The sequence below is a fragment of the Frankia sp. CpI1-P genome (genome assembly GCF_001421075.1).
GTDB lineage: Bacteria > Actinomycetota > Actinomycetes > Frankiales > Frankiaceae > Frankia > Frankia torreyi.
The window spans coordinates 1-16,795 of sequence record NZ_LJJX01000087.1; the positions used below are offsets into that span (position 1 = coordinate 1).

At 67.2% G+C, this 16,795-nt stretch carries 11 protein-coding genes and 15 pseudogenes; 13 read left to right on the top strand and 13 right to left on the bottom strand.

What is annotated here, in order from left to right; translation table 11 throughout:
• The 7 genes and pseudogenes from FF86_RS29595 to FF86_RS64485 all read right to left on the bottom strand — a co-directional run.
• Positions 1–237 (bottom strand): annotated as a pseudogene (locus FF86_RS29595) (transposase); the annotation flags it as partial.
• A 144-nt stretch (positions 238–381) separates the two neighbouring features.
• Positions 382–840: pseudogene (locus FF86_RS29600) on the bottom strand (metal-dependent hydrolase); the annotation flags it as partial.
• A 206-nt stretch (positions 841–1,046) separates the two neighbouring features.
• Entirely contained in the window at positions 1,047–1,544 is a 498-nt protein-coding gene (locus FF86_RS29605) for a hypothetical protein (RefSeq protein WP_236706585.1), read from the bottom strand.
• A 261-nt stretch (positions 1,545–1,805) separates the two neighbouring features.
• Positions 1,806–2,727 (bottom strand): aldo/keto reductase (locus FF86_RS29610; RefSeq protein ID WP_255355972.1); only part of this gene is annotated, 922 nt, incomplete at its 5' end.
• A 1-nt stretch (position 2,728) separates the two neighbouring features.
• A pseudogene (locus FF86_RS63430) lies at positions 2,729–2,801 on the bottom strand (hypothetical protein); the annotation flags it as partial.
• 145 nt (positions 2,802–2,946) lie between these two features.
• Positions 2,947–3,152 (bottom strand): annotated as a pseudogene (locus FF86_RS32835) (MBL fold metallo-hydrolase); the annotation flags it as partial.
• Between the two features lie 273 nt (positions 3,153–3,425).
• Positions 3,426–3,557: pseudogene (locus FF86_RS64485) on the bottom strand (flavodoxin); the annotation flags it as partial.
• Between the two features lie 109 nt (positions 3,558–3,666).
• Here FF86_RS64485 and FF86_RS29615 point away from each other — a divergent pair.
• Positions 3,667–4,005 (top strand): type II toxin-antitoxin system PemK/MazF family toxin, encoded by a 339-nt coding sequence (locus FF86_RS29615; protein WP_044888556.1) that lies wholly within the window; start codon positions 3,667–3,669, stop codon positions 4,003–4,005.
• A 135-nt stretch (positions 4,006–4,140) separates the two neighbouring features.
• Here FF86_RS29615 and FF86_RS60735 read toward each other — a convergent pair.
• Positions 4,141–4,327 (bottom strand): annotated as a pseudogene (locus tag FF86_RS60735) (flavodoxin); the annotation flags it as partial.
• Between the two features lie 368 nt (positions 4,328–4,695).
• Between FF86_RS60735 and FF86_RS29620 the strand changes: the two are divergent.
• Positions 4,696–5,004: a hypothetical protein gene (locus FF86_RS29620; RefSeq protein ID WP_052681616.1), complete on the top strand. Its 309-nt coding sequence runs from the start codon at positions 4,696–4,698 to the stop codon at positions 5,002–5,004.
• Positions 5,005–5,518: 514 nt separating this feature from the next.
• Here FF86_RS29620 and FF86_RS29630 read toward each other — a convergent pair.
• Complete coding sequence (locus FF86_RS29630; protein WP_095212423.1) at positions 5,519–5,980, bottom strand: flavodoxin family protein; 462 nt, start codon at positions 5,978–5,980, stop codon at positions 5,519–5,521.
• A 214-nt stretch (positions 5,981–6,194) separates the two neighbouring features.
• Between FF86_RS29630 and FF86_RS60740 the strand changes: the two are divergent.
• A pseudogene (locus FF86_RS60740) lies at positions 6,195–6,820 on the top strand (BTAD domain-containing putative transcriptional regulator); the annotation flags it as partial.
• 90 nt (positions 6,821–6,910) lie between these two features.
• Positions 6,911–7,591: pseudogene (locus FF86_RS60745) on the top strand (ATP-binding protein); the annotation flags it as partial.
• A 1,755-nt stretch (positions 7,592–9,346) separates the two neighbouring features.
• On the opposite strand, the pseudogene FF86_RS60750 reads toward FF86_RS60745, so the two are convergent.
• The 3 genes and pseudogenes from FF86_RS60750 to FF86_RS29650 all read right to left on the bottom strand — a co-directional run.
• A pseudogene (locus FF86_RS60750) lies at positions 9,347–9,524 on the bottom strand (ABC transporter permease); the annotation flags it as partial.
• 1 nt (position 9,525) lies between these two features.
• Positions 9,526–10,204, bottom strand: a pseudogene (locus FF86_RS32850) (ABC transporter permease); the annotation flags it as partial.
• A complete protein-coding gene (locus FF86_RS29650) occupies positions 10,201–11,268 on the bottom strand; it encodes a daunorubicin resistance protein DrrA family ABC transporter ATP-binding protein (protein ID WP_044888562.1) in 1,068 nt (355 codons plus the stop codon). The pseudogene FF86_RS32850 and the gene FF86_RS29650, both read right to left, overlap by 4 nt.
• Positions 11,269–11,991: 723 nt before the next feature.
• On the opposite strand from FF86_RS29650, the pseudogene FF86_RS69225 reads away from it, so the two are divergent.
• The 9 genes and pseudogenes from FF86_RS69225 to FF86_RS69255 all read left to right on the top strand — a co-directional run.
• Positions 11,992–12,081: pseudogene (locus tag FF86_RS69225) on the top strand (hypothetical protein); the annotation flags it as partial.
• Between the two features lies 1 nt (position 12,082).
• Positions 12,083–12,594 (top strand): annotated as a pseudogene (locus FF86_RS69230) (class I SAM-dependent methyltransferase); the annotation flags it as partial.
• A 29-nt stretch (positions 12,595–12,623) separates the two neighbouring features.
• Positions 12,624–13,421: hypothetical protein (locus FF86_RS36760; protein WP_206779079.1), on the top strand; the 798-nt coding region annotated here is incomplete at its 3' end.
• A 171-nt stretch (positions 13,422–13,592) separates the two neighbouring features.
• Entirely contained in the window at positions 13,593–13,931 is a 339-nt protein-coding gene (locus FF86_RS69235) for an effector-associated domain EAD1-containing protein (protein ID WP_396230180.1), read from the top strand.
• A 384-nt stretch (positions 13,932–14,315) separates the two neighbouring features.
• Entirely contained in the window at positions 14,316–14,915 is a 600-nt protein-coding gene (locus FF86_RS32860; RefSeq protein ID WP_055410828.1) for an HD family hydrolase, read from the top strand.
• On the top strand, positions 14,899–15,254 hold a 356-nt coding region (locus FF86_RS69240; RefSeq protein ID WP_396230181.1), incomplete at its 3' end, for a hypothetical protein. The genes FF86_RS32860 and FF86_RS69240, both read left to right, overlap by 17 nt.
• Position 15,255: 1 nt before the next feature.
• Positions 15,256–15,531 (top strand): annotated as a pseudogene (locus FF86_RS69245) (hypothetical protein); the annotation flags it as partial.
• A gap of 96 nt (positions 15,532–15,627) precedes the next feature.
• The coding region (locus tag FF86_RS69250) for an AAA family ATPase (RefSeq protein ID WP_396230182.1) at positions 15,628–15,905 on the top strand (278 nt) is incomplete at its 3' end.
• Between the two features lie 50 nt (positions 15,906–15,955).
• A pseudogene (locus FF86_RS69255) lies at positions 15,956–16,161 on the top strand (hypothetical protein); the annotation flags it as partial.
• Positions 16,162–16,638: 477 nt separating this feature from the next.
• Here the strand turns inward: FF86_RS69255 and FF86_RS60755 are convergent.
• Positions 16,639–16,795 (bottom strand): annotated as a pseudogene (locus FF86_RS60755) (IS701 family transposase); the annotation flags it as partial.

Genomic DNA, 16,795 nt, shown 5'->3' on the forward strand with positions numbered 1-16,795 from the left:
CGATCAGCTCGTACTTGTCGGTCACTGATGGCGTTGCGCGAAGAAGGCGGTCGCTTTTGAGAGGAACTCGCGCTCCATCCGGAGTTCCCGGTTCTCCTTCTCCAGCTCCTTCAACCGTGCGCGGTCGGACATCGAAAGTGGCTCTTCTTCGCCCTGGTGGGTCCGACGCCAGGTGGCCACCCAGCTCCCCAAGGTTCCCTCGTTGATACCGAGATCCTTCGCGATCGCCGATACCGGNCGACCCGAATCGATGACGAGTTTCACGGCCTCGTCCTTGTACTCGGGCGTGTACCGCCTCCGCGACTGACTCATTGATCTCCTCCGCTCACGGATCAATTATCCCACATAGGGATCACTGTCCGAAGAACGGGGACCACCTCAGTGCATCAGATAGACGGCGACCCCGGCCGTCACGCAGTCCTTCAGACCCGACCAGAACTCGTGCCCCTCGAAGTCCAGGCCGAGGCCGCGCAGCCCGAAGCCGACGAGGACGAACAGGGCCGCCCACCAGCCATACCGACAATGGTCCGCCAACAGGCTCATCGCAACACCCATGGCGAGCGCGAAAAGCAGGGAATGGGTGGCGTGCCGATGGCCGCCGCTGGCCCGGCTCACCCATCGGCAGATCGTCCGAGAGACCGGGCCGAGGGTGTTCGCGATCCGGCCGTTGGGATGGTCGATGTCGGGCAGCAGGCCCGCACCCGCGGCCACCACCCCGCCGGCGATCACCTGATGGGACGACAACGACAGTGCGTAGGTCCCCAGCCAGTCCTCCCGGCCCAGGAAGGGCACGACGGCCAGCCAGAGCGCCGCACCGCTCAGCGCGTGCGTCCGCCCCATCACCGCTGACAAACCTCATTGATCGGCATTCGGNGGACTCTAGCCTGACGATTCCACCGGCCACACCGGGCATGCCCGGCCGGTCCGGGCTTCCGCCGTCAGGTTCAGGCGAGGGCCGGCCGGCGCCCACTCGACGAAACGTCGACCAGCAGGACCGATCATCGCGAAGGTCGGACCGGCGCTAGGGACAATCCGCGCCACACGTGTCAATCAGCAGGGGTGGCCAGCCACGCGCGCAGGTGGTCGCCGAGGTCGAGGCGGCGCGGTACCCGCACGAGCTCGGCCGGCGTGGAGACCACCCCGAACGCGCGTAGCCGTTCCGCGAGCAGATCCCAGTCCTGCGCCCCGCCGCTGCCCTCGACCGCGGCGAGGTCCGGCGGCAGCGGGTGGTCGAAGTCGGCCCAGTCCGGCAGCAGGACCATGTAGACCATGCGCGCGATCTCCTCGATCGTCAGCTCGGACCGGAGCGCGTCGGGGGTCCTGCCACCGCCCGACATGCCCCAGCCCCGGTCATCCAGGAGGGTGATCTCCCGGCCGTCCGACAGCTCCGCGAACTCGTGCACCGTGAAGAAGAGCCCGCTGGCGGTGTCGATGTGGCCCGCCGGTACTGGGGCCGGCGTCGCCACCAGCCCCGGAACCGCGGTCGGAGCCGGCACCACCCCCGGAGCCGGGACGAGCGCCGGGTCGAGCGGGCCACTGGTCACGGACCGACCGCCCCGGGTACCACTCTCGCCACCGGCTGCGTCGGTGGCGCCCGGCGGGCATCGACGGAGAGAAGGCATCGGGCCGGCCGAAGCGAGCTCGCACCACAGGCGGATTCCCACGACGACGGGGCTCACAGGACCATCATGGCAAGATCCTCGACCAGGGCAGGAATCCTGTTCTCAAGCACCTCGATGCGATCACCCCCCGCCCGCCCTGCGCAGACACGCGGCGCACTGGCTGACGCAGCGGGCGGCCTTCGCTTACCAGGCGAAGTGCTCGGGGGCCGTGCGGTAGCCCGGGAAAATCTCGTCCAGCCGGGCGAGCGCCTTCTCGTCCAGGTGGACGTCGAGCGCCCGGACCGCGTCGTCAAGGTGCTGCTGGATGCGCGGACCCACGATCGGCGCGGTGACGGCCGGCTGGTGCAGCAGCCAGGCGAGCGCGACGTCGCCGGGCTCGTGGCCAAGCTCGGCAGCGAAGTCCTCGTAGGCCTCGATCTGGGGGCGCCTGGCCTCCAAGGTCTGCGCGGCACGGCCTTCCAGGCGCCGTCTGCTCTCGCGCTCCTTGCGCAGCACGCCGCCCAGCAGCCCGCTCTGCAGCGGCGACCACGGCAGGAGGCCCACGCCGTAGTGCTGCGCGGCGGGCAGCACCTCCAGCTCGATCTCCCGGGTGAGGAGGTTGTAGATCGGCTGCTCGCTGACCAGGCCGAACGTCCCGCGCTGGGCTGCGGCGGCCTGCGCCTGGGCGATGTGCCAGCCCGCGAAGTTGCTGCTGCCGACGTAGAGGATCTTGCCGGCCGTGACGGCGACGTCGATGGCCTGCCAGATCTCATCCCACGGGGTATCACGGTCGACGTGATGGAACTGGTAAAGATCGATGTAGTCGGTCTGCAGGCGGCTCAGGCTCGCGTCGAGGGCACGGCGGATGTTGAGCGCCGACAGCTTGCCCTCGTTGGGCCACTCCCCCATCGCGCCGTAGACCTTGGTCGCCAGCACGGTGCGCTCCCGGCGCCCGCCGCCCTGCGCGAACCAGCGGCCGATGATCGACTCGGTATAGCCCCTGCCCTCACCGAGGCCCGACACGCCGGCCGAACGCAGGCCGTAGGCGTTGGCCGTGTCGAAGAAGTTGATGCCGTACCCGTGTGCCGACTCCATGATCTTATGGGAGTCGTCCTCGCTGGTCAGANGGCCGAAGTTCATCGTGCCCAGGCACAGGCGCGAGACGGACAGACCGGAACGACCGAGCTGGGTGAACTGCATCGTGGGCGGAGTCCTCTCGGTGGGGGATCAGCCGACACCCACGCTCGGGCAGGCGGCATGCCGGCTTCATCGAGTCTGCACCTTCGAGCGTGCTCCAGGTCAAGCCGGCCGAGCACCACCCGCGCGGTCTCCTCACCGTCGCGGNGCGAACCGGCTGCCGTCGCGATCGAGGTCAGGCCGGGAGAAAAGATAGCCGGCGTTGGGAAACGTCGACGTCCAGCCACCACCATCGGTACCCGGCCGAGTGTTCCAGCCGACGTGGTCGGAGTGCAGGTGCGTGCAGATCGCCAGATCGACGTCGGCCACGCTGACGCCCGTGGCCGCGAGCAGGGCGGGACGGTCCCGGTGCACGGCACCCGCGACCCGGCCAAGGGCACCTTGCGGGGCATCCTGAACGAGATCGGCCTGACGATCGACGAACTCGGCCTATAACAGTCGCGCACCACGGGGGCGTGTCCTGAGCGATCGTCGTCAGGCTGCGAGCGGGACGTGCGCTCCTTGTCGATCAGATGCCGAGCCAGGTCAGTCGGGCATCAGGCTGGCAGCGACAGTCGCGCCAAGCTCCCAGCAGGTGTCGCGGGCGGTCGCGTCCACCTCGCCGAGGACCGTGAGCGGGTCACGCANACGCTTCCATTTCAACCCTGTCGTGATGGTCTCGACCCCGCGGACCGCGCCGGTGGTGTCGGAGTTGCCGTGGACGTAGAGCGCGTACGGCCGACCGATCGTCGCTTCGAGGCACGGGTAGTAGATCTGGTCGCAGCACCGTTGCTAACGTAGGGTCAGGAATAATCGTCGAAGAGCGTCCTTGTCTGCGCTCCCGTAGAGCAGGAGACAGGAGAGCAGGAGACAGGAGAGCGGAGAGCGGATGCAGGCCGGCGAAGTCTGGTGGGTGGATTTCGACGAACGACGGCCGGTGGTGCTCCTCTCGGCTGAGGTCGCCGACACGTCCCGATTCCTGGCCATGCAGGTGGTCCCGCCCGCCGGCACCGAGATCGATGGCGTGGCCGCGGAGGTCGCGATTGGCGCTCCCGAAGGACTTCCCTTCGAAGGCGTCCTACGCGTCGCGTTTCCACGTCCGGGCGTCGTCCCCTGCACCTGGCTCCTTCCGGTGACGAGAGAGGACCTGGTCAAACGGGTCAGCACCCTGCCGGCGGCGAAACTCGCCGAAATCGAGGATCTTGTCCGCCTCGGTGGCCCGGCGTAGGCAGGTCACGGCTCTCGCCGACCCCACCGCTCAAGGCCCGGGGCGGGAGGGGCGCCTGTGACAGGCTCTCCGGCTACCTGCGCAGCAGAGTGGCAGCGGTGGTTGCGCCAAGCTGCCAGCAGGCTCCGCGGTCGNCCGCGTCCAGGTCGCCGATGACCGTGAGCGGGGTCGCGCAGGTGCTTCCATTTCAGTCCGGTCGTGATCCCGGACTGCGCCGGTGGTGTCGCTGTTTCCTTGCACATAGAGCGCGTAGGGGCGGCCGACCGTAGCATCCAGGCACGGATAGTGGATCTGGTCGCAGAACCACGCCGAACCCGGGCCANGAGAGCGTGACTCTTGGCAACATCACCGGTCTGCTCCCGCACGCCACCGATCTACCGCTTCGTATCACCGCGCAGGGCCGCGATGAACCAGTCAAAGACCGGGACCAGGCTCGGGCCTCGCCTACACGACCGACCTCGGCCTCGTCCGACGGACCGCGTCCACGGTGGAAATCGCCAACCCGATCTACCGCAACGTGATCACACGAGTTCTCGCCGACGGACTTTTGACGGCGTTGCCGGCGCACCGCAGCCACGTTCGTTTGTTCTCGCCGACGGCCGCCTGGACCTACCCGGACCACTCGAACGGTTCACCGAGTTCTGGCACCGGACCGAGGACGTCCTTGAGGCCGACGAGCCCTACCGCAAGGTGACCCCCCACGTCACGCTACTCGGATACCTCGACCGCGCCATGAACGGCAGCGGCTTCGTCGACCGCGAGTATGGCGTGGGCCGCGGCGCCATGGACTTGCTCATCCGCTGGAGCCATACAGGGCCCGACGGCAGATCTACGGTCCAGCGCGAGGCGCTGGAGGTCAAGACCCACCGCCCTGGACATGCCGATCCGACCCAGGCCGGCATCCGCCAGCTCGACAGCTGTCTACTCCGCCTCGTACTGACCACCGGCCACCTCGTGATCTTCGATCAGCGACCCGCCGTCGCTTTCAGGATCGGATAGTAGATCTGGTCGCAGAAATGTGCCGAACCCTGGTCAGGAAGAAGTCACTTTCGGCGACGGCTGGTCCGACCCGAAGGGTTCAGTGCGGTGACGCGCTGTCGTAGCTCATCGAAGAACACGACCTCGTAAGAAGGCCCCAGCTCCCGCGCCACGCGGATTNCCAGAGCGTAGCCTCGCTTGTTCCAGTCGGCCTGGACCTGTTCGCTCGGCCAGCTGTAGCCGTTGGCGATCAGTACGCGGGTGTAGTCGNCCGACCACAGGTCGAGCTCGTCACGCAGCACATCGGTCAGCGGCAGCTCCTCGGACGACGGCATCCCGCCTTCCTCGCTGACCCACAACGGAAAAGCGTAGTAATCGGCCATCACCTTCACCCGCCGCACAGCCATGTCTAATCATAATGCCAAGCTCAGTTATGAGCCCGTGAGACGCACACCGCCGAACGCTGCGACGTCAACGGCGGTCCGCCTGCCAGAAATATCTGCCTTCCGCCGCCCCGAGTCGCCGCTGCGGGCACCTACATCACAAGACTCGCCGCCGCTGTCGCACCGAGCTCCCAGCAGGCTTCCCGGGCGGCCGGGTCCAAGGCTCCGACGACGGTGACCGGATCACGCAGCCGCTTCCAGCGCAGGCCGGTCGCGATCGACTCCACAGCGTGGACGGCTCCTGTCGTATCGTTATTCCCGTGGACGTACAAGGCGTACGGACGACCAACCGTAGCGTCAAGACACGGATAGTAGACAGTGTCGAAGAAGTGCTTCAGCGCGCCGGACATGTAGCCGATGTTGGCGGGTGTCCCCAGCAGGTAGCCGTCAGCGGCGAGCACGTCGACCGCGGTGGCGGCCAGCGCCGGTCGTACCCGGACATCCACCCCCTCGATGGCCTCGTCCCCGGCGCCGGCGAGGACCGCCTCCAGCATCGCCTGCATGGTCGGTGAGGGCGTGTGGTGAACGACGAGGAGAGTCGGCATCGTGACGATGCTAGGAGCCGCGGCAGGCGCCACGGCATGCGGTGACGTCGGTCGGTGGTCGGTGGTCGGTCGCGGTGTCGTCGGTCGCTGGGCGGCGGCGGCGGTCCGCAGCGAGCCGGGCCGTCGGTGGTCGGCCGGCCTAGACTGATCAGCGTGGTCGTGAGCCTCACCCTCCTGGACGGGGTGCGCTGGGAGGGCGTCCCGGTGACGGGCGAGCGGCCGNAGGCGCTGCTGGCGGCGTTGGCGTCCGAACAGGGGCGGTCGGTGCGGTCTCGGCGACTGGTCGAGATGATCTGGTGTGACGAGCCGTTGGCCAACCCGACCAAGGGGCTGCAGGTGGTCGTCTCCCGGACCAGGGCGGCCTGCGGCGCCGACGCGGTGGTGCGTGACGGCGACGGCTACCGACTCGGCCTCGCGCCGGTGCAGGTCGACAGCTGCCTGCTCGGCGAGTTGGTGGCCGAGGCCGCCGGACTCGTCGCGGCTGATCCGCAGGCCGCCGCCGAGCGGGCCCGCGAGGCGCTCGAGCTCGGCGCGTCGCTGCCGCCGGTGCCCGCGGACGATCGGGGGACGCTCGCCGACGTCCGCCGGGCGGCCGGCCGCGACCTGGCAGCGGCGCGGCTGCTGCTGGCCCGGGTCGCGAGCCGGACGGGCCGGCACGCCGAGGCCCTCCCGCTGCTGGAGGCGGCCCACGCGGGGCGGCCCGACGACGAGGGCCTGCTGGCCGACCTGCTGCGCAGCGAGGCCGCGGTGCGCGGGCCCGGGGCGGCCCTGCACCGCTTCGAGGGCTACCGCCGGGACCTGCGGGAGCGGCTGGGCACCAGCCCCGGGGAGATCCTCTCCCGCGTCCAGNGCGAGCTGCTCGCCCTCGACCGGCCCGTCCGCGATGGGATCCGGTACGACGCCACCGCCCTGCTGGGCCGCCAGCACGACGTCGACCGGCTGCGGGCACTGCTGGACCGGTCCCGGGTGGTGTCGATCGTCGGGCCGGGGGGTCTCGGCAAGACTCGCCTGGCGTACCTGCTCGCCCGGGACAGCCCGCTACCGGTGGTGCATGTCGTCCAACTCGTCGGGGTGACGGCGCCCGAGGACCTGCTCGGCGAGATCGGTGCCGCGCTCGGGGTCCGCGACTCGATCGGCGACCGCCGGGTGCTGACCCCGACGCAGCGCGCCGACCTGCGCACCCGCATCGCCGCGCGGCTCGCCCGGGGGCCGAGCCTGTTGCTGCTGGACAACTGCGAACACCTTGTCGTCGAGGTCGCCGAGCTCGTCGCCTTCCTCGTCACGGCCACCGCCGACCTGCGGGTGCTCACGACGAGCCGGGCCCCGCTGGCGATCAGCGCCGAACGGGTCTACCTGCTCGGGGAACTGGCCCGCGCCGACGCGATCGAGCTGTTCTGCCAGCGCGCCGCCGCCGCCCGCCCCACCGTCCGGCTCGACCGTGCGGTGATCGGCCGGATCGTCGACCGGCTCGACGGGCTGCCGCTGGCGATCGAGCTGGCGGCGGCCCGGGTCCGGGCGATGTCGGTGGAGGACGTCGACCGACGGCTGGCGGACCGGTTCACCCTGCTGCGCGGTGGGGATCGGGGCGCGCCGGATCGCCATCGCACGCTGCTCGCGGTCATCGACTGGTCGTGGAACCTGCTGGCGGAGCCGGAGCGGCGCTCGCTGCGCCGGCTGGCGCTCTTCCCCGACGGCTTCACCCTCGCCGCGGCGGAGGAGGTCCTCGCCGCCCCCGGCCCCGCCGACGCGGGAGCGGACCGCGATCCCGTCGACACGGTGCAGAACCTCGTCGACCAGTCCTTGCTGAGCGTGCGCGAGTCGGCCGACGGCGTGCGCTACCGGATGTTGGAGACGGTGCGGGAGTTCGGTCGGCTACGGCTGGCCCAGTCCGGCGAGCAGGCATCGGCGCGGCGGGCCCAGCGGAACTGGGCGGTCGGCCACGCGATCCGACACGGCGGAGAGCTGTCCAGCGAGCGGCAGTTCGCGGCGATCGACGCGATCGCGGCCGAGGAGACGAACCTCGCCGACGAGCTGCGGACCGCGCTGGCCGGCGGCGACGCCGAGACGGTCGTGCGGCTGGTGACGGTGCTCGAACAGTTCTGGACGATCCGCGGCGAGCACGTCCGGATGATGACGCTGATCGACGCGGTCACCACGATGCTGTCCGACTGGACACCGCCGCCCGGGTTGGTCCCGGTGGCGCTGGCCGCCGTCACCGCTGCGGCGAGAACCGCGATCTTCATGGGTGACGGGGTTCTCTCGTCGCCGGTCCGCGACCTGCTCGCACGGCTGGACCCGGAGGTGGCGGGCGATCCGTCGCTGGCCGGTGCGACCCGGGTCCTGCTCGCCCTCGCCCCGGCGACGCCGGCCGCGGAGATCGAGACGCGGCTCGCGCGGCTGGCGGATGCTCCCGATCGGCACACCGCCCTGCACGCGCTGGTGTGGCTGACCCACCAGCGGGAGAACTCCGGCGACGTGCGGGCCTCGGCCGCGACCGCCACCCGGGCGCTGGCACTCGCCGGGCCGGCGGACGGGCCGTGGCTGACGGCCCTGTTGCACACCCGGCTTGCCGAACTGTGGATGCAGCTCGGGGATCTGCCGGCCGCCCGTGCCCACGCCCGGGCGGCCCTGCCGGTCCTGGAGCGGCTCGGTGCCCACGACGATGTCGCGCAGCTACGGGCGCTGCTGGCGCTCGACGCGATCAACGAGGGCCGGCTCGACGCCGCCGAGCAGCACCTCGCCGGAATCGGCGCGCCCAGCGCCACGCTGCAAGGCGGCCCGATGATGGCGGCGGTGGGCCGCGCGGAGCTCGCCCTCGCCCGCGGCGACACGGCCGGCGGCCTGCGCCGCTACCTGGACGCGGCGCAGGCGCTGCGGGCGATGCGGTGGCCCGGCGTCGCACCGACCGGCGTCGAGCCCTGGGCCCTCGTCGGGGACGCGGTGGCGCTGGCCGCGTTCACCTGGCACGCGACCGCCGACGACGACCTCGCCACCGGCCATGAGCTGTTCTGCTCCGGTCTGCTGCGGTGCGTCGGCGCGGTCCGGCGCGGCGACGCCGCGATCGACTATCCGGCCTGCGGGACGCTGTTGTTCGCGCTCGGGGCCTGGGGCCTTCGCGACGCCCGGCCGACCGGGACGACGGTGGGCGAGGCGGTGGAGCTGCTCGCGCTGGCGCAACGATTCTCCTATGTCGCGACGATCCCGTCGCTGGGATGGGCGCGGGTCGAGGCGCTCGCCGAGCGCCGGGCGCCCGGGGCGCTCCCGGCGGCCCGGGCGGCCGACGACGAGCGGCGCCCGGCGGAGCTGCTCGACGAGGCGTGCCTCCTCGTCGAGCGGCTGGCCGCACGGCTCGACGACGTAGCGCCGGGCCACGGGTCACAGGTGCCGCTTGTAGCGGGCGACCGACAGCGGCATGAAGATCACCACCACGACGAGCCCGGTGAGCAGCGTCCAGCCCACCTGCGCGGTGAGCACGCCGTTGTTGGCCAGGTCCCGGCTGGCGGAGACGAGATGTGACACCGGGTTGACCTTGGTGAAGGTCTCCAGCCAGCCCNGCATCGTCCTCGACGGCACGAACGCGTTGGACAGGAAGGTCAGCGGAAAAAGGATCATCATCGAGATCCCCTGCACGCCGCGGGCGCTGCGGGCGACCGTGCCGATCCAGGTGAACGCCCACGCGATCGCCCAGCCGGTGAGGACCGCCAGCAGGATCGCCCCGAGCACGCCGAGTACCCCGCCGCCGGGCCGGTAGCCGAGGATCAGGCCCATCAGGTAGGTCAGGCTCGCCCCGATCAGGTACCGGACCAGGTCGGCGACCATCGGGCCGGCCAGTGGGGCGACCCGGGACATCGGCAGCGACCGGAACCGGTCGAAGACCCCCTTGTCCATGTCCTCCCGCAACTGCGTCCCGGTGGCCATGCAGGTGGTGAGCACGGTCTGGGCGACGATGCCGGGGATCAGCAGCGGCAGGTAGCTGTGGACGTCACCGGAGATCGCGCCGCCGAACACGTAGGCGAACATCGCGGTGAACAGCAGCGGCTGCAGCGCGACGTCGAAGAACTGTTCCGGGTTGCGGCGCATCTTCTTCAACGCCCGCCACGCCATCGCGAGGGTCTGGGCGAGGGTGTCCCCCAGACCGGGCCGGGCCCGCGTGCGGGCGACGGCGGCCGCCGGATCAGCCGGGGCCGGTCGCGGGCGGCGCACGGCGGTCGGCTCGGCGAGAACGGTGTTCATCGGACCCTCTCCGTGGTGGTGTCGACGAGGCTGGGCGTGTCCTGACCGGGGACGGCTCCGGCCGGCCCGTCGGCGTCGGCCGGCCCGTCGGCATCGGCCGGACCGTCGGCATCGGGACCGGCCGCGGTGCCGTGGCCGGTGAGGGCGAAGAAGACCTCGTCGAGGGTCGGCTTGGCGACGCTGACCGAGGCGATCGAGACAGCGGCCTCGCGCAGCGCGATCAGCACGTCGGCGGCCCGGTCGGCGACGTCGAGCGGAACGTTCAGCCGGCCGGACTCGGGGGTGGTGACCGGCTCCTCGCCGAGCACGCGGCGCACCACCGCGCGGGCGAGCGCCTGATCGGCTCCGGGGGCGAGCTGAAGTTGCAGGGTCGAGTCGCCGACCTGGGTCTTGAGCTCGTCCGGCGTGCCCTCGGCGACCTTGCGGCCGTGGTCGATCACGCAGACCCGGTCGGCGAGCTGGTCGGCCTCGTCCAGGTACTGCGTGGTGAGCAGGACGGTGCAGCCGTCGTCGACGAGCTCGCGGATGGTGTCCCACATCTGGCCGCGGGTGCGCGGGTCGAGGCCGGTCGTCGGTTCGTCCAGGAAGATCAGCGGCGGCCGGGTGATGAGGGAGGCGGCGAGGTCGAGGCGGCGGCGCATCCCACCGGAGAACGCCGAGATCCGCCGCTCGGCGGCCTCCCCCAGACCGAACTGCTCCAGCAGCCGGCGCGCGGTGGTACGCGCGTCCGCCGAGCGCAGGCCCTGGAGCCGGCCGAACAGCCACAGGTTCTCCGCGGCGGTGAGGTCCTCGTCCACGGAGGCGTACTGGCCGGTCACGCCGATGAGCTGACGGACCCGGTGGGGCTCGGCGGCGACGTCGACGCCGAAGATCTCGGCCCGGCCGCCGTCGATCGGCAGCAGCGTGGCCAGCATCTTCAGCATCGTCGTCTTCCCGGCGCCGTTGGGCCCGAGCACTCCGAAGATCTCGCCGTGGCGCACCTCGAGATCGATCTCGTCGACGGCCCGAAAGTCGCCGAATCTCTTGACCAGGCCGCCGGCCTGGACCGCGGGCATCGCTGTCACACGTCTTCCTTCCACGGGATGCGGGCAAGGGCGGTACTGGTGGAGCGGGTACGGATGAACGAACGTCGGGGCGGGGAGGGGGNTGCTGAGCAGGACGCTAGACAACGGCGGTATCACCGCCCCTACACACCGGTTTCACTCGCTTTCAGACGATGACATCGGCCGATTCGCTCGGCAGACGTCGAGCCAGGAGTGACCGCCGCCGCCCTCCGACAGCGCCATCTCAGTAACGAGAGGATCGTATCGCCGCAGGTCAGCCATCACCGGACGCAATCCGGAAGTACCTGCCTCGCTCCCGACCGCGGTCATCTATCATCGAGGCGACGACAAGACCTCTCGGTGGGCTGCTCGTGGTCAAACCACGCCGCCGCCCACTGACATGGGTCGGTCAATAGCATAAACGTATCGCGCAAGCCGGGGGGGCGTGAGGTGCGGCCAGCATCGCGGGTATCAGAATTCGTACGCCGCATCTGCCGGCGTGACAATCAGTGGTCGGCGACTTTCGATTCGGTCTCGGTTCTCGAACCGGTCTGCAGCAACGCAGCGCCAGACCGCGTGTTTCCCTCGAGTCCACACGGGTGGACCACCGATGCAGCCCAGGCGCTTTTCTCTCCGCCACGACAGCTCTCGGCGGACTACATATCTGACACCGTCCCGCGGCCTCTTCATCTCTGGGATCAGGCATGTCAAGCAGATCCCGTCCGGAACGAATATGTCATTCCTATGCTGTGGCAGGAGATCTCCGAGTCCAAAGCATCTTCGGTGATGGATCTTGGTTGCGGCAGCGGGTATCTAACGAGGCGCCTTCTCGCCNGGAGTTCCGGCCAAATCGTCCGGTGGGTTCTTGTCGATTCCAACCGGGATGCCCTCGCCTTCGCACGCGAGCGCCTCAATGGCGCTTCGAATATCGAGGTAGCTCACGGTGACATAACCCAACCCCAGCCGTCCCGATGGGTAGATCCTGTTGACTTTGCCTTTCTCGCATTTACGCTCCTCGAGGTTCAGGTCGACGCTACCGTTGCCTCCAACATCGAGGCACAACTCGCCCCGTCAGGCACAGTTGTCGTAGTATTGCCCGACGTCCTCACCGACATCTACCAGCTCGGCGACCCGGCCGTCGAAGCTTTAGGGAAGTACATCAAAGGTCAAGTATTCCTCGATAAGATCGACAAGTTCACCGGAAGAAGCTATCCATTTTACGCACAACGGATTGAGAAAATCATATCCGCATTCTTGGATTGCAGCTTTTTCCTGAGCAATATCCGACAGATCGAAACCAGGACTGGTCACAGCATATACTTTCTTCGCTTCCGGCGGAGATCATGAAAGGGGGTCGACCGAGCCTCATTTCAACTGTGACCGGCAGCCCAGTCGAGCGTATCTATATCCACTTTCTCGACTATTATCACGAGGCGCGAGCCAGGAAAAACTTCTCGATCAGCAACGACACAATTTTCAGGGAAGCACTATTCGGATTCAGGATCGCATTGATATTCGCGGATGAGCTGGTAATCCCGGCATCCTCCTACTTCGAGAGCCGGCTCTGTCGCCGCATGCTGCGGCTGCACAGTGGCTTCGTCGAGACCGGCGATATAGCAATTTCCGCCACAGAAACGAGCCTACTCGAACATCGCCAGCAAAAGGAGTCCCAGTATGGCAGCGCATCTCCTACCGGCCTGCAAGCTTCCTACCGGCGGCGCCCCGCCCAGGTACCACCGAGGTACATCAGGCGCACAGGTCGGTCGACGCCCCTTATCCGTCGCCAATGGCTTGGAGCACTCGACGGACCTGATATACGACGGCAACTCGATCCGGAAGGAGAACTGGAGCTTCCAGCGGACGTCGAGGTCCTGTGGTCGCAAGTTCCCGAGCTATTAGCGGGACAGGCTTTCGTACCCGACCACGTCCTGAACATCTTCCAGGTGCGCGGCACCAAGGCCATTACCAGGAACCACTTCGAAGGAATCATTGAGGGTGCCTATACGGCAGGGTATGCACGTTCCCTCGGTGCCGCACTCATGACCGACATGATATATCTAGAAAGCCCGTTCCAGATGCCTGAAGACATAATTAGAATTCCATATCGGAGAATCTCTAGAGCTCTATCGGCGTTGGACCTGAGGTCGCCGCTAATCGCGGCGGAACCACGGGCTNTCATACGAATGCGGTCCCTGCCCACATGGACAGCACTCGCCAACATCATACTTGATGGTCGACATGAATCGTCGGCGGACGAGACCGCCGCCCAAGAGTGCAGGGAGATTCTTCGGGAAACGTCAACTCCTCGTGTTCAGTTTAACAGCAGTCCGAGGGACTCTTCTCGCATGCGGAGCGGGGGACTGACCGACGAGGAAATCAACGCGCTCGCAGAGGCGTTCAGCACCCCGCTGAACGCGACCCAACTGTTGGAACGGGCGGGCTGGCCACGGTCGAGTCATCCTTTGTGGGGAGTCGGATCCGCCTTGACATTCTGGCGCGAGGTCAGCGCCCAGCTCAAAGCTGGCGTAATAGCCGACGGGTCAGCCCGCGTGCTACGCATGGCCCAGGAGCAGTTCCCTGCAAGCTCGGTGTTCGGGACGATCGGCCGTGGTGCGGAACGCAGGCGGCCGCCGGGTGACAGCGCGGGATCGGGCGACCGTCGCAGTATTAGCCGATCCTCCTGAGGAGATCNCTGCCAGGCGACCTCTTTCGGCGAGGCTCATCGACACTCTCTACCATGGCCGAATCGGTCATAGGATCCACATTGTCACCACGGCGTCNACGCTTGAAAGAACTGCCATAATCAATCACAAGTAGTGTCCTGTTTCAGGATAGACCGGCCCGCAATCGGGTCGCGGCCCGACAAGACTTAAGTGCCGGCGAAATGGAGACATCTGGCGTGGCGAAGGACACCTGGCACCGCGGATGTCGCTATGTTGTGATCTGCGGAATCGCCGATTTCGGCGAGAGATGCAAGAACGATCAATAACTCGGATACGCGTCGGCCAGCGCCGTCGCGCTCGCACGCGCACTGCTCGGGTATGTTCAGACGATACGGGAGGTTGGCCATGGATAGCAGCAGTCGCGATATCGACTTTCTTTATGAAATTGGAACAATGCGGCATATAGTTCGCACCTGGATGCAGTTCGGCGGACTGAACGTCGCCAATGTCGCCGAGCACACGCTGAGGGTCGCCTGGATCTCAAGCGTAATTGCGAAGAGGGAAGGAGCGGACGTTGGGCGATGCGCTCTTCTCGCATTGGCACATGACCTCTGCGAAACTCGCACGGGCGACGTCAACTATCTCACCAGGATGTACGTCGATCGTAATGAGATGTTGGCGATAAAGGACATCTCACAGGGCACCTCTCTCGCGGACGATCTGCTGGATCTATGGGCAGAATACGAGGAGCAGAAGACGCTCGAGTCGCGCATCGTAAAGGATGCAGACAGTCTCGACTGTGACCTCGAACTGTCCGAACTTTCCAGCACCGGAGCCGATATGAGCCAGGCCCTCTGCAAGACCCGAGAGCGCGCCGCCGAAAAACTTCGAACGGAGAGCGGAAGGGCGCTCTATGCAGTCATCGCGGCATCTCATCCACATGCGTGGCATCTCGGCACAAGAAACCGCCTGACCTCGGGCGACTGGCATGAGGGAAGGAGATAAGTTGTACGACGGCTTCTCCGAGGTGTTGCGGAACACTCTCTGCCCGTTCGCGCCCAGCGCCCGAATCTGCTGGGGACCTTCCTGGGATCGCGATCAGACGTTCGAAAGCAACATACATCGAGTCGCAGGCGCGATCGAGGAATTCTGCAGCCGGATAACAGCCGACACGCTCGATGCTCTTGTCGTAGAAGTTTCCTCAGGCCCGCAACTGCTGGATTTCTCTCATGCGTGCGAGATGTTCGCCAAGACGCTCGAGTCACTGAGTGCGCTCGACCCCAACCGAGCCGACTGCCTAACGCGAGACTTCTATTCTCCCTCCTGGCAATTCGAGTTCGCGGGNGTCCGTCTGTTTCTTTCCGTGTTCGCGCCGTGCTACCCCCCGAATAACACGAGACATGTTCACGAGAACGACCGAATGTATCTACTGTTCCAGCCCGACGAGTCGTTCGACCGAGTTCTCGATGGGCGGGATCGCCTGGCCGTGCGACGCAATATTCGGCAGCGTTTCCTGGACGACGGTCGGCCCTACCGCTGGGATGTGATCGATGGTCGGATCGAAGCCCTGATCTACATGTTGCCCACAGGTACCGAGCCCGCCATCAAATGGTGGAAGTAGCATGGCAGCGACAAGCCCTTCAGTGGGCGTTTATCGGAGGAAGAGAATTTGAGTCAGGAAAACTTCGTCCACGCGAGCCCGAAGGCCAGCCTCGTCTTGGTAGGATACTCCGGGTCTGGCAAGTCGACCGTAGCTAGACTCGTCGGCGAGAAGGCCGGATGCCGGGTTATTGAATTCGGCGACGTCATCCGCTCCGAGGCAGTGAGGCAAGGCTCAGTCGAGCCCTTGTGGAGGCTCGGGCAGAGCCTCATCAAAGACCAAGGACCACTCTGGATCGCCGATCAGGTTCTACGGCAGTCTGCACCGGGAAAAACTACGATCTTTGTTGGTGCGCGGTCAGCCCTGGAAGTTGCTCATATTCTTCGATCCATCCCNGCACTTGTGATCGGGATCGATGTTCCGGNAGAGGAACGGATGCGGAGANGGCTCCGTAGAGGGCGCAGTCACGAGAGCCGCGAAGGTCTCGCCGAGCGCGACTCGGTGGAGGCGGCTGGCGGCATCGCGGGCGTGCTTGCCTACGCCTCGGTTCTGGTCGCCTCATCCGGTAGCCCAGATTCGGACGCGCGTGAGGTCTTGAATAAATGGCGTTCCCTGTCCGGATCGGCTGTCGGTGATTTCGCGAAGTCGTAGATCTTGAAGAAGGACCGCGGGCGCCGGTCAGGGTAAGGCGGGCAGTATCCGCAGTCGGGTGAGCGCTACGGTGAGACGGCGGATCATCACAGCATCCTCACTCTGCCAGCCCACCGTCACCGAACGCATCACGGTCCCGTGGAGCACCAAGATGGTCGGACCGAGACCGGGACCAGGAGGGATGCGCGGCGCGGTTCCGCGGAACAAAATGATCATCAGGATATNGTTCTGTGGACGTGCCGCGTACCCTCCACGAGGCCGGCCCCGAAGGACTAGTACTACAGCACCAGTGATCTTTATGTGGCTGCTGCCTGCCGGGCGATGCTTTGGGCAGCGTAGATCCGGGTCTGGTAGTGGTAGTAGCGGGCGNGGGCCTGGTGGCCGCGGNGCCAGTCCGACCACCAGGTGATCATGGNGGGTGGGAGAACGGCTTCGGTGAACAGGGCGAAGACATGGCGNATCTCGTTGAGGGTGAANGGTGTCATCATGCGCCTGTCCGGTTCCGGCTGTTCGGCGACCGGCAGGCCACCGGGGAGACGCTTGTATCCCACGGCGGTCATCGTCGGCGGGACGGCCGGCGGGTTCTGGTCGCGGTGTTTCCTCGCGGTGACGGCGAGCCAGGCGTGGGTGAGCA

What these genes read in the sequence shown, in the direction of transcription:
- FF86_RS69235 (WP_396230180.1), top strand. Translation starts at nt 13,593, where the DNA reads ATGCGGAGCGGGGGACTGACCGACGAGGAAATCAACGCGCTCGCAGAG.
- FF86_RS29615 (WP_044888556.1), top strand. Translation starts at nt 3,667, where the DNA reads ATGCAGGCCGGCGAAGTCTGGTGGGTGGATTTCGACGAACGACGGCCG.
- FF86_RS32860 (WP_055410828.1), top strand. Translation starts at nt 14,316, where the DNA reads ATGGATAGCAGCAGTCGCGATATCGACTTTCTTTATGAAATTGGAACA.